11 protein-coding genes and 1 pseudogene are annotated in these 12,315 nt (G+C 66.2%); 6 read left to right on the top strand and 6 right to left on the bottom strand.

Going from position 1 to position 12,315, the window contains the following annotated elements:
• From CAF78_RS27355 to CAF78_RS27330, 6 genes are all read left to right on the top strand, one after another.
• Window positions 1-99 (top strand): muconolactone Delta-isomerase family protein (locus CAF78_RS27355; protein ID WP_305881761.1); only part of this gene is annotated, 99 nt, incomplete at its 5' end.
• 51 nt (window positions 100-150) lie between these two features.
• Window positions 151-1,086: a catechol 1,2-dioxygenase gene (catA, locus tag CAF78_RS27350; protein ID WP_085673206.1), complete on the top strand. Its 936-nt coding sequence runs from the start codon at window positions 151-153 to the stop codon at window positions 1,084-1,086.
• Window positions 1,087-1,350: 264 nt separating this feature from the next.
• Window positions 1,351-2,709, top strand: coding sequence for an MFS transporter (locus tag CAF78_RS27345; RefSeq protein ID WP_085673204.1), 1,359 nt, complete (start codon window positions 1,351-1,353; stop codon window positions 2,707-2,709).
• Between the two features lies 1 nt (window position 2,710).
• Window positions 2,711-3,670 carry an AraC family transcriptional regulator gene (locus CAF78_RS27340; protein ID WP_085673202.1) on the top strand — a complete coding sequence of 320 codons (960 nt, stop codon included), beginning with the start codon at window positions 2,711-2,713 and terminating at the stop codon, window positions 3,668-3,670.
• Window positions 3,671-3,767: 97 nt separating this feature from the next.
• The gene (locus CAF78_RS27335; RefSeq protein ID WP_085673200.1) at window positions 3,768-4,868 is read left to right on the top strand and encodes an NAD/NADP-dependent octopine/nopaline dehydrogenase family protein; all 1,101 of its coding nucleotides are present in this window, start codon (window positions 3,768-3,770) and stop codon (window positions 4,866-4,868) included.
• On the top strand, window positions 4,865-5,881 hold the full coding sequence (locus tag CAF78_RS27330; protein ID WP_085673198.1) for a 3-hydroxybutyryl-CoA dehydrogenase: 1,017 nt from the start codon (window positions 4,865-4,867) through the stop codon (window positions 5,879-5,881). The genes CAF78_RS27335 and CAF78_RS27330 overlap by 4 nt, the downstream gene beginning before the upstream one ends.
• On the opposite strand, the gene CAF78_RS29160 is transcribed toward CAF78_RS27330, so the two are convergent.
• The 6 genes and pseudogenes from CAF78_RS29160 to CAF78_RS27305 form a co-directional block, all read right to left on the bottom strand.
• On the bottom strand, window positions 5,843-6,568 hold the full coding sequence (locus CAF78_RS29160; protein WP_371856925.1) for a methyl-accepting chemotaxis protein: 726 nt from the start codon (window positions 6,566-6,568) through the stop codon (window positions 5,843-5,845). The genes CAF78_RS27330 and CAF78_RS29160 overlap by 39 nt on opposite strands.
• A 132-nt stretch (window positions 6,569-6,700) precedes the next feature.
• A pseudogene (locus CAF78_RS29155) lies at window positions 6,701-6,856 on the bottom strand (HAMP domain-containing protein); the annotation flags it as partial.
• A 1,426-nt stretch (window positions 6,857-8,282) separates the two neighbouring features.
• Window positions 8,283-9,581: an MFS transporter gene (locus CAF78_RS27320; RefSeq protein WP_085673194.1), complete on the bottom strand. Its 1,299-nt coding sequence runs from the start codon at window positions 9,579-9,581 to the stop codon at window positions 8,283-8,285.
• Window positions 9,582-9,603: 22 nt separating this feature from the next.
• Window positions 9,604-10,848, bottom strand: coding sequence for an OprD family outer membrane porin (locus CAF78_RS27315; protein ID WP_085673192.1), 1,245 nt, complete (start codon window positions 10,846-10,848; stop codon window positions 9,604-9,606).
• A 111-nt stretch (window positions 10,849-10,959) separates the two neighbouring features.
• Entirely contained in the window at window positions 10,960-11,919 is a 960-nt protein-coding gene (locus CAF78_RS27310) for a PDR/VanB family oxidoreductase (RefSeq protein ID WP_085673190.1), read from the bottom strand.
• A 10-nt stretch (window positions 11,920-11,929) separates the two neighbouring features.
• Window positions 11,930-12,315, bottom strand: a 386-nt coding sequence (locus CAF78_RS27305; RefSeq protein WP_085673188.1) for an aromatic-ring-hydroxylating dioxygenase subunit beta, incomplete at its 5' end; no start/stop codon positions are given.

The following is a 12,315-nucleotide window of genomic DNA, read 5'->3' as shown; positions in this document are numbered from 1 at the left end:
CACGACACGCTGATGCAGCTGCCGCTGTTCCCGTACATGGACATCGAGGTCGACGGCCTGTGCCGCCACCCCTCGTCGATCCACAGCGACGACCGCTGATTCACCCTTGAACCACGACTACCTGACAAGAACAATTCGAGGTAAGCAGACATGACCGTGAAGATCTCCCACACCGCCGATATCCAGGCCTTCTTCGAGCAAGTGGCCGGCCTCGGCCAGGCCGAAGGCAACCCGCGCTTCAAGCAGATCATTCTGCGCATCCTGCAGGACACCGCGCGCCTGATCGAAGACCTGGAGGTCAGCGAGGACGAGTTCTGGCATGCTGTCGACTACCTCAACCGCCTGGGCGGGCGCAACGAGGCGGGCCTGCTGGCGGCCGGCCTGGGCATCGAGCACTTCCTCGACCTGCTGCAGGACGCCAAGGACGCCGAGGCCGGCCTGGGCGGCGGCACCCCGCGCACCATCGAAGGCCCGCTGTACGTGGCCGGTGCACCGCTGTCCGAGGGTGAAGCGCGCATGGACGACGGCACCGATCCGGGCGTGGTGATGTTCCTCCAGGGCCAGGTGTTCGATGCCGATGGCCAGCCATTGGCCGGCGCCACCGTCGACCTGTGGCATGCCAACACCCAGGGCACCTACTCGTACTTTGACTCCACTCAGTCCGAGTACAACCTGCGCCGACGCATCGTCACCGATGCCGAAGGCCGCTACCGTGCGCGCTCCATCGTGCCGTCCGGTTATGGCTGCGATCCCCAGGGCCCGACCCAGGAATGCCTGAACCTGCTTGGCCGCCACGGCCAGCGCCCGGCCCACGTGCACTTCTTCATCTCGGCACCGGGCCACCGCCACCTGACCACGCAGATCAACTTTGCCGGCGACAAGTACCTGTGGGACGACTTCGCCTATGCCACCCGCGACGGCCTGATCGGCGACCTGCGCTTTGTCGACGATGCCGCAGCGGCCCGTGACCGAGGTGTGAAGGGCGAGCGCTTTGCCGAGCTGTCGTTCGACTTCCAGCTGCAGACCGCCAAGGCCCCAGAGGCCGAGGAACGCAGCCACCGGCCACGGGCGCTGCAAGCAGGCTAAGCCCTGACTCAATCCTTGTGGGAGCGGGCATGCCCGCGAAGCAGACACCGCGGTGCATGGCACCGGCTTTGCCGGTGTTCGCGGGCACAACCGCTCCCACAGGGTGCAAGGACTGGCTGAAATTCAAGTAATCGCCATACACCATTCCAATAAGAATAAAGGTCACTGGTCATGCGTAACCCCGCCATGCGTGCGCTCGCCTGTTACTGACAGGTCACTGCCTTGTAATCCCTTTCCAGGCTGTCCCTTCAGGAATTCGCGAGCATGAATACTCTCACCCAAGCGCAACACCTCAAGCAGCAGAACAAACGCTATTTCTACGAATGGTACGTGGTCATCCTGTGCATGGTGGCCTACATCTTCTCGTTCGTTGACCGGCAGATCCTGGCGCTGATGATCGAACCGATCAAAGCCGACCTGCAGCTGAGCGACACCCAGTTCAGCCTGCTGCACGGCCTGGCGTTCTCGCTGTTCTACGCCTTCATGGGCATGCCCATCGCCTACCTGGCCGACCGCTTCTCGCGCCCGCGCATCATTGCCGTGGGGGTGATCTTCTGGAGCTTCGCCACCGCCGCCTGCGGCCTGAGCAAGAACTTCACCCAGATGTTCCTGGCGCGCATCGGCGTCGGGGTAGGCGAGGCGGCCCTGTCGCCCTCGGCCTACTCGATGTTCAGCGACCTGTTCCCCAAGGAGAAGCTCGGCCGCGCCGTGGGGATCTACTCGATCGGCTCGTTCGTCGGTGGTGGCATCGCCTTCCTGGTCGGCGGCTACGTGATCACCCTGCTCAAGGACGCGCAAACCATCGAAGTGGCCTTGCTCGGCGCGATGAAAGCCTGGCAGCTGGCGTTCTTCATCGTCGGGCTGCCCGGGGTGATCGTCGGCCTGCTGGTCTGGCTGACCGTGCGCAACCCACAGCGCAAGGGTGCGCAGCTGGACGCCGACGGTACTGTACGCAAGGTTCGCCTCAGTGATGGCCTGCGCTTCATCGGCCGCCATCGGGCGACCTTCGGCTGCCATTACCTGGGCTTCTCGTTCTACGCCATGGCGCTGTTCTGCATGATGAGCTGGACCCCGGCGCTGTACATCCGCAAGTTCGGCATGAGCCCCGAGCAGGCCGGCTTCATGCTCGGCACCATCCTGCTGCTGGCCAACACCACCGGCGTGGTGTTCGGCGGCTGGCTCACCGACCACCTGGCCAAGCGCGGGCGCAGCGATGCGGCCATGCGCACCGGGGTGATCGGCGCGGTGGGCATGATCGTGCCGGCGGTGTTGTATTCGCAGGTCGACCAGCTGTGGCTGTCGGTGACCTTGCTGGTGCCGGCGATGTTCTTCGCCTCGTTCCCGATGCCGGCCTCCACGGCCGCCATGCAGATCCTCTCGCCCAACCAGGTGCGCGCCCAGGTGTCGGCGGTGTTCCTGCTGATCAGCAACCTGCTCGGGCTGGGCCTGGGCACCACGCTGGTGGCGCTGATCACCGACCGCTACTTTGGCGCCCCGGCAGCGGTCGGCTCATCGATGTCGATCGTCAGTTTCGCTGCCTCGCTGCTGGCCATCGTGCTGCTGGCCAAGGGCTGCAAGTGCTTCCGTGACAGCATGCGCCGCGAACACCCCGGCGAGGCCTGAGATGCTGGCGGACATCCAGCTGCTGGAGCGGTTTCCGCTGTTTCACTCGCAGGATGTGGCCGAGATGCAGGTGCAATTGGCCCGCTATCTCTGCCCGCATCGGCTGCGGGTGCTGGACGATGCTGCGCCGCAGTTGCAGGTCAGCGGCGTGGAGTTTGCCGGCGCGCGCCTGCTGCAGCTGCACTACGACGCACCGGTGGAGGTCAGCCTGGAGGGCACAGGCGCGCAGTACCTGTTCCGCACCACCTTGCAGGGGCAGTGCGAAGTCAGCCACGGCCGCGAGCATGCGGCCGTGGCGGCGGGCGGGCTGAGCGTCTGCTCGCCGTTCACCAGCAGCCGTATCGTCACTGGCGGCGCCTGCCGCAATGCCGTGCTGAGCATGCCCCGTGAGGCGCTGGAGCTGCACTTGCAGCAGCTGCTGGGGCGTAGCCTGGGGCAGCCGCTGGTATTCGAGGTGCCGCTCGCCGCCGACCACCCAGGCGTCCATGCCCTGGGCCTGACCCTGGATTACCTGTGCCGGCTGTTCGCCCTGCAACTGAGCCTGGCGCCATTACGCCAGGGCCTGGTGGATCACCTGGTGCAACTGCTGCTGACCCAGTTGCCGCACAACTATTGCGCTGCGCTGCGGCAACCGGCAGGCACCCCGTTGCCCAGCCATGTGCGGCGGGCCCGCGAGTACATCGAGGCAAACCTGGACCAGCCGCTGGCGCTGGCCACCCTGTGTGCGCTCAGTGGCGTTTCGGTGCGCACGCTGCAGAACGGCTTTCGCCAGTTCCTCGGGCAGACCCCGGTCGAGTACATCCGCGACCGGCGCCTGCAGGCGGTGCACACGGCGCTGCAGCAAGGCGAGGGGAGCGTGACCGAGGTACTGCTGCGTTTCGGCATCAACAGCCCTGCGCATTTCACCCAGCAGTACCGGCAGCGCTTCGGCTGCCCGCCCTCGGCCACGCTCAGGGGCTGAAAGCTGCGCAATCGGTAGGGTGCCTGCGCGATCCGCAGCGCTGGCAATACGCGTGATGGCTAGCATCGGCCTACCTTACACACGCGGAGTTTCACCCATGCAAATCACTGTTCTTGGCGGTGGCCACGGCTGCTATGCAGCGGCTGTCGAGATGGCCGAGCGTGGCCATGCCACCCGGCTCTGGCGCCGTGACGCTACGGCCCTGAAAACCCTGCAGGCGATGGGCAGCCTCACCGTGCGCGATTATCGCGGCACCCGCCAGCTGGCCCTTGGCGATAACCTGCAGCTGGTCAGCGACCTGGCCCAGGCGCTGCAGGGCGCGGACTTGGTGATCATCCCCTTGCCGGCGACCAGCCACGCGGCCCTGGCCGCTGAAGTCGCGCCGCTGCTTAGCGCCGGCCAGGTGGTGTTCCTGCCGCCCGGCACCTTCGGCAGCTACCTGTTCGCCAAGGCCATGCGTGACTGTGGCAACCTGGCCGAGGTGGCCTTCGCCGAAACCGGTACCCTGCCTTATCTGGTGCGCAAGCATGGCGCCGACCAGCTGGTGATCAGTGCCTACGCCACGCGCCTGCCGACTGGCGTGCTGCCCAGCCGCCTGTCGGCGCCTGCCTTCAGCGTGCTGCGCGAGGCCTACCCCAGCGTCGAGCCGATCGAAGATGCCCTGAGCGGTGCCTTGATGAACGCCGGGCCGGTCATTCACCCGCCGCTGATCCTGATGAATGCCGGGCCGCTGGAGCACTTCGCGTCGTGGGACATCCACAACGAAGGCACCCAGCCGTCGATCCGCCGGGTGACCAATGAACTGGATGCCGAACGCATGCGCGTGCGCGAGGCGCTGGGCTACCCGGCGCCGCACTTCCCGTTGGCCGACCACTACAACACTGACCAGGGCGATGAGTGGATGTACGGCCGTGGCGCCCACGGCAAGCTCACTGACAGCGGCGACTGGCGCGAGAACATCGACCTGCAGCAGCACCGCTACATGCTCGAAGACACACGCCTGGGGCTGTCGCTGCTGGTCTCGGTCGGGCGCTGGGCCGGCGTGCCGACGCCGGTGGCGCAGGGCTTGCTGGCCTTGGCCTCGGCGGTGACCGGGCGTGATTTGTATGGCGAAGGCCGCACCCTGGAAAACCTCGGCCTGGCCGAGCTCGACCGTGAACAGATGGCGGCCTTGCTGCGTAACGGTGTTGCGCCATGAGCGGGCCATTGCAGCGCATTGCCGTGGTCGGTGCCGGGCGGATGGGCGAGGGCATCGCCCTGGCCTTCGCCCAGGCCGGCGTCCACGTCAGCCTGATCGACCTGAAGGCGCGGCAGGCGCAAGCCCAGGCCAGCTATTTCGAGGCGGTCAGGCGTAACCTTGCCGTCGAGGCGCAGCGCCTGGTGGCCCTCGAACTGATCGGCGCGCAGCAGGCCGAGCGGTTGTTGTCGCGGATACAACTGCAGACACTGCGGGAGGGCGGCCAGGCGCTGCCAGGTTGCCGGCTGGTGTTCGAAGCGGTGCCCGAAGTGCTCGAAGCCAAGCGCGAGGCCTTTGCCTGGATCGACCGGCATGTGGCGGCGGACGCGATCATCGCCTCGACCACCTCGACCTTCCTGGTCACCGAGCTGGCCGCCATGGTCAGCGCGCCTGGGCGCATGGTCAACGCCCACTGGCTCAACCCTGCGCACCTGATGCCGCTGGTGGAAGTCTCACGCAGCGCCGCAACCAGCGAAGCGGTGGTTACCGAGCTGCTGGCCACCTTGCAGGCCATCGGCAAGGTGCCTGTGCTGTGCAACGCCACCCCCGGCTTCATCGTGCCGCGCCTGCAGGCGCTGGTGATGAACGAGGCGGCGCGTATGGTCGAGGAGGGGGTGGCCAGCGCCGAGCAGATCGACCTGGCCGTACGCACCGGCTTTGGCCTGCGCTTCTCGGTACTGGGCCTGCTGGAGTTCATCGACTGGGGCGGTGGTGACATCCTGCACCACGCATCAAGCTACCTCAGCCGCCACCTGGGCGAGCGCTACCAGGCACCGGCATCGGTGCTGGACAACATGGCCAGCGGGCGTAACGGCCTGCGCGATAGCGTGGGGTTCTACGACTACCGCGATACCGACATCGACGCCTACCGCCACGCGCGCCTGGCGAACCTGGTGCAACGCCTGCACCAGGCCGGGCTGGCGCCGCGCTTTGCCTCAGGCCTTGAAGCGCTCGATCAGCCCTTGCTGCTCTGACGCCAGGTCGTTCAACTGCTGGCTGATCCCCGCCGAGCGCTCGGCCTGGCCGGACAACGAGGCGGTGACATCGCGCACCGCCTCGACGTTGCGGTTGACCTCTTCGGCCACGCTGCTCTGCTGTTCGGCGGCGCAGGCGATCTGCACGTTCATGTCGGTGATCACGCTGACTGCCTGGCGAATCTGCGCCAGCGCCTGCAGGGCCTGGCGCGCTTGTTCGGCATTGGCCTGGGCCTGCTGGTAGCTGTGCTGCATGGCGCCGGTCACCTCGTGGGTGCCGTTGCGCAGGTTGTCGATGATCGCGCCAATCTCTTCCACCGAGGCCTGGGTGCGCTGGGCCAGCCCGCGGACCTCGTCGGCGACCACGGCAAAGCCGCGGCCGGCGTCACCGGCACGGGCTGCTTCGATCGCCGCATTGAGCGCGAGCAGGTTGGTCTGCCGGGCAATCGACAGGATCACGCCCATCACTGCACCGATCTGCTCGCTGCTTGCGGCCAATGCATTCAGGCGCTGCATCCCCTCACTCATGCCGGTGGCCAGGGCCTGGATGCCCTGGGTGGTGCTTTCGATCACCTGCACCCCGGCACCGGTGGCCTGGTCGGCATGGCGCGCCGCCTCGGCGGCTTGCGCGGCGCTGTGGGCCGCCGCCTGGGCGGTGGCGGACATTTCATGCAGGGCGGTGGCCATCTGTTCGATCTCGCGGAACTGCTGCTGCATGCCCGCGCTGGTCTGGCTGGCGATGCGCGCCGACTGGTCGGCGGTGTCACGGGTGTCGCGCACACCGCCCTGGACCTGGGCGATCACCGGTTGCAGGCGTTCCAGGAAGCGGTCGAAGGCGCGGCTCAGGCGGCCCAGTTCGTCCTTGCCGGGGTAGGCCAGGCGCCGGGTCAGGTCGCCTTCGCCTTCGGCGATGTCTTCGAGCAGGTAGGCAACCCGCAACAGCGGGCGGCTGACGCTGCGTGCGGTCAGCCACATCATCGCCACGCCCAACAGCGCGATGCCCAGGCCCAGGCCGATCTGCAGGGCCAGGCTGTGCAGGCGCTGGGTGCGCATCTGTTCTTGCAGGGCGGCCACCGGCGCGCCGAGCACGTCCTTGCCGACACTGACCAGCACGGCCCAGGGGCTGGCTTCAGGCAAGGGCTGGATCGGCACCAGCATGCGCATGTGCCGGGCATCCTCGAACGCCTGCGTATGGCCTGCGCCTGCGGCGTCGAGCATGGCAGCGGCCTGCTCGGGGTGGCGTGCCTTGAGCAGCGTACCGAGGCGTTCGGGGTGGCTGCTGTCACCGGCCAGCAGCCCGGCGGTGCTGACGATGGCGATATCGCCCTGGCCGTCGTACAGCGCGGCGGCGGCCTTTTCGGCATCACGCTGCAGGGTCGCCAGGTCGATGTCCAGGCCGATCACCGCCACCACGCGGCCCTGGTCGATCAGGGGCAGGGTCAGGCTGGTGACCAGCCGCGCCGTGCCACTGGAGCTGTCGACATAGGGTTCGAGCAGGCAAGGCTTGGCGCTGGCCCGCGAACAGCTGAAAAACGCATTGAACGGCGCGCCGCTGGGGCCGGGCGAGGTGTCGGCCAGCATCTTCTCGTCGCCCGGTACGGCCTGCAGCTGGCCGGGGCCAGGTTGCAGCCAGTACAGGGCGAAGCGGCCCTGGTCGTTGCTGCCCAGGTCCAGCCGGCCGGGGAAGTCGGCGTCGTGGCCGTCCAGGGCATTGGCCTCGAAGGTGATGAACAGCCCCAGCAGCTCCGGGCGCCCGGCCAGGGCATCGCGCAGCACCTGGGTGAGGTCGCGGCGCAGCTCGGCAGGGGGCATGCCTGCGCGCTGGCGCAGGTGCATGACCTGGCGCCCGACGCCTTCGGCAAAGGTGTAGGCGTGAGCGAAGCCCTGCTGGATCTGCAGCGCCTGTGCCTGGCCTTCGGCACGCAGGTTGTTGCGCGCGGCGGCCAGCAGCATGTCGCTGGCGCTGCTGCCGACCTGGTCTTCGCTGCTCTGGCGCTGGGCCAGGGCCAAGGCAGTGAGGAGCACGACGACGGCAGCCAGGCACAGGCTGGCGAGCAGGGTGATCTTGTTGTGGATGCTCAAGGCGTTGGTCATGTTGTTGTTTTCCGCGACGCGAGTTGGGCTCGCGGCAGGCTACCGGGGCTTCGCGCAGGGCGGAATGGCTTGAGGGTGGATTGGCAGGCAGGGGCAAGAGGTTGGCACGGGTGGGCAATTTCAATGGCAAAGGTGCTGCCTGGGCCGGCCTCTTCGCGGGCAAACCCGCTCCCACAGGGTCCTCGCAAGCCTCAAGACTTGCGCAGTACCTGTGGGAGCGGGCTTGCCCGCGAAGAGGCCAGATGCAAGAAATAAAAATGCCCGAACCCTCCCCGCACGGAAAGGCCCGGGCAAAAACCGGGTAAATCTAGGCCTTGGCCTGCGGCTTGATGGTAATCACCGCCAGCGTGGTAATGGCCCCCATCACCACCAGCATCACCGACACCGGCCAGGCATCCTTGTACAGGCTGAACAACGCCGTCGCCGCCAAGGGTGCCAACCCACCGGAGAAGATCGAGGCAATTTCATGCCCCATGGCCAATCCGGAATACCGCACCTTGGGCGGGAACAGCTCCCCCATCAGCGCCGGCTGGGTGCCGATCATCGCGCCATGACAGAAGGCCATGCCCAGCAATGCCGCGAGGTACACCCAGACGGGTGAGTGGGTATCGAGCATCCAGAAGAACGGAAACGCCAGCACCATCAAACCGACCGAGCCGATGGCATACACCAGCCGCCGGCCGATGATGTCCGACAGCCAGCCCCAGAACACGATGGTGCCGGCCTCGACGATCATCGCCACCATCACGCTGGCCAGCACCAGCTGCGTGTCCAGCCCGGTGAACTTGGCGTAGGCGATGGTGAATGCCAGGAACAGGTAGGCGCTGCCGTTTTCGGCGATGCGGATGCCCATGGCCTGCAGCACCGCCTTGGGGTGTTTGCGCAGCACTTCCATGGCCGGCATGTGCTCGGGCTTGTCCGCCTGTGCCTGTTCCTCGACGAAGGCCTTGCTCTCCGGCAGGCGCCGGCGGATGTACACGCCGACGCCAAAGATCAGGATGCTGGCCAGGAACGGCACGCGCCAACCCCAGCTCATCATGTCTTCATGGGGCAGCATCTGTACCAGGTAGAAGGCCGCTGCCGAGAGCACAAAACCACCCGACACGCCCAGCTGGCTCCAGGCCGCATAGAAACCGACGCGGTCCTTCGGTGCGTTCTCGCTGAGCAGCAGCACGCCGCCACCCCATTCACCGCCCGAGGCCACCCCTTGCAGCACACGCAGGATCACCAGGCACGCCGGGGCCAGGTAGCCGGCCTGTTCGAAGGTGGGCAACAGGCCCATGGCGAAGGTCGCTGCACCCATGATCGCCAGGGTCATCACCAGGGCCTTTTTGCGCCCCGCCTTGTCGCCGATGTGGCCGAAGATCAGGCCGCCCAGCGGGCGGGCGAGAAAACCCACGGCAAAGCCTGCGAACGAGGCCAGGGTGCCGAGCACCGGGTCGGTGCCGGCGGGGAAGAACAACGGGGCGAAGATCAGCGCCGCGGCCGTGCCGTAGAGGAAGAAGTCGTACCATTCCAGGGCGTTGCCCAGCACCGAGGCGATGACGATGCGGCGCATGGTGCGTGGGTCGGTGTCGCGGGTGATGCTGGTGTTGAGGTTAGTCATGAGCCATCTCCATGCGGGCCACTTACCAGAACTTCCAGGTGTAGGAAGTGATCAGGCGGTACTCGGTGTAGTCGCTGCCGTATTTCTGCTGGGTACGCATGTTCTTCAGGTCGACCGAAAGATCCTTGAGCGGGCCGCTCTGGACCACGTAGCTGAGCATGATGTCGCGCTCGCTTTCCTGGTCCCGTGCAAGGCCCGGGCCGCGATCGACGTCGGTGCCCTTGATATAGCGGGTGAACAGCTTGAGGCCGGGGATGCCCATGGCCACGAAGTTATAGCCGTAGCGCACCGACCAGCTGCGCTCGTCCGGGCGGATGAAGGGGATGCTCGCCCAGTTCGGCAGCCACAGTTGCGGCACGTAGCCGTTCAGGGTCGGGAACACCGTGTCGCCGGTCATGCGCTGGTAGCTGGCGCCGATCATGTGCCCGCTCTTTTCCAGGGTCACCAGGCCGAAGTAGGCGCGGTTGTCCACCGGGCCGCTGCGTGCGGCGCCGTCTTCACGGTTGTTGAAGTAACCGACGTCGGTCTTCAGCTGGTAGCCGTCGGCGAACTTCAGGGTGTGCTTGATGCCGCCATAGTCCTGTTTGTAGATGTCGTTGAGCACGCCGTGGAAGTAGCTGCCCTGCAGATCCGGGGTGAAGTTGTAGGTGGCACCGGCGAAGTCCAGGCCATCGCTGTCCAGGCTGTCGTTGGTGCCATAACGGTACAGGCGTTCGTGGTTGGATGACTCGCGGGTGACGATCGACCAGAAGCGCCCACCGACCAGGGTCAGGTTGTCGATGTCGCGCGACTCGATCACCGCACCTTGGTAAATGGTGTCGAGCTGGCGGCTGGGGTCGTTGGAGGCGACCGGGTAGAACGGCTTCTGGTCACCGATCTTCACCTGGGTCTTGGCGTACTTGAGCTTCAGCGTCGCGCCGCCACGGCTGTAGTCGTCGGCAGCCTGCTGGCGATGGCGGCTGAACGGTAGCGAGCCATCGTTGCCGGTGGAGTCCAGGCGAAAGGCATACTGGCCATTGAGATCAAGGCCAACGGCCAACGGGGTGTCGGTGTAGCCGGACTCGAACTGCAGGTCGAAGCCCTGCGACCAGTTGCCGACCTTGGACACCGGCGCACTGGAATTGGTGAAATTACGGTTCAGGTAGAGGTTACGAAAATTCAGCGACAGGTGGCTCTCATCCACCACGTCGGCGAAGCTGGTCAGGGGTAACACGGTGCCCACACACAAGCACAACGATTTCGCACGCAACGGCCATTTGAGATCCATGGGGTAATCCTGGAAATGTGATCAGTACAAGGTCTGGGCAGTGGTTCAACTGGGCAGAGGGGCTCTGCAGGTCTGGGGCCCGCTTGTCTGTCACGTATTGTTTTTGTTGTTCTAGATATCCAGCACCAGGCGCTTGCCGCGCGCCCGGGAACAGCACAGCACGATCTGTTCGTTGCTCTGTTTCTCCTCATCGGTCAGGTAGTGGTCACGGTGGTCAGGTTCGCCTTCGAGCACATCGCACAGGCAGGTGCCGCACACACCTTGCTCGCACGACACCTCGACCTTGACGCCCACTTCGCGCAGGGCGGCAGTCAGGGTTTGCCTCGCTTGCACCTGCACGGTCTTGCCGCTGCGCGCGGCGACCACCTCGAAGCTGTCGCCCGAGGTGTCGACCTCGGCCTGGAAGTACTCGTGGTGGATGTGCTGCTCATCGAAGCCTTGCCGGCGTGCGCCTTCGATCACCCAGTCCATGAAGCCCGTCGGGCCGCAGGTGTACAGGTGCACGCCGGGGCTGCCCGGGCCGAGCACGCGGGCCAGGTCCAGTTGCTGTTCGGGGCCTTCGTCGCTGAAGTGGGTGAACACGCTGGCGGCGAACGGCGCGGCCAGCAGTTCATCGACGAAGGCGCAGCGGCTGCGCGAGCGGCCGCGGTAGTGCAGCTCGAACGGCTGGCCCTGGGCGTGCAGGGCATGGGCCATGGCGATCATCGGCGTGATGCCGATGCCGCCACCCAGCAGGATCGAGCGTTGCGCATCGTCGGCCAGCGGGAACAGGTTGCGCGGTGCACTGATGCGCATCGGTGTGCCGGGCTGCAGCTGTTCGTGCACCGCCACGGAGCCGCCGCGGGACTGGTTGTCCTTGAGCACGCCAAGGCGATAGACATTGGCCTGCGCCGGGTCGCCGCACAGCGAGTACTGGCGGACCAGGTCGGGGGCCAGGTGCAGGTCGACGTGGGCGCCGGCGGCAAAACGCGGCAGCGCCCGGCCATCGACGGCGGCCAGTTCGAGGACGACCACGTCGCCGCCTTGCACCTCGCGAGCCTGGACGATCACATCGAGCAGTTGATCGTTCATCGGCCTGGCCTCAGAGGATGTAGCCGATGCCGGCAAGGGCATCGTCGCTGTTGATCAGGCTGATCACCTTGCGGTGGATCCTGAAACCGCCTTCGGCGCGGACCAGGGTGTAGGTCAGGTCGGCGCTGTAGTGCTTGAGGCTTTCCTTGCGGAACTCGCGGATGTTTTGCGCGGCCCGTACGGTGACGTTCACACCGTCATCGGCGAGTACCCGAAAGCGCGAGATCGTGCGCACGGTGCGTGGCTGCGGGCTGGTTGAGATCGACTCGCCACCGATCAGCCGCTGCACGCGAAGGTCACGCATGTGATGGTCGTCGTAGGCGTAGTTCAGGGTGTTCTCGTAGTCGGTCTCTTTCGGGTTGATCGGGATGATGTAGGTGCCTTTCTCGGTCCACA

It is taken from the genome of Pseudomonas sp. R28(2017), from assembly GCF_002112505.1.
Lineage (GTDB): Bacteria > Pseudomonadota > Gammaproteobacteria > Pseudomonadales > Pseudomonadaceae > Aquipseudomonas.
This window is presented reverse-complemented; position numbering and strand designations above follow the sequence as displayed.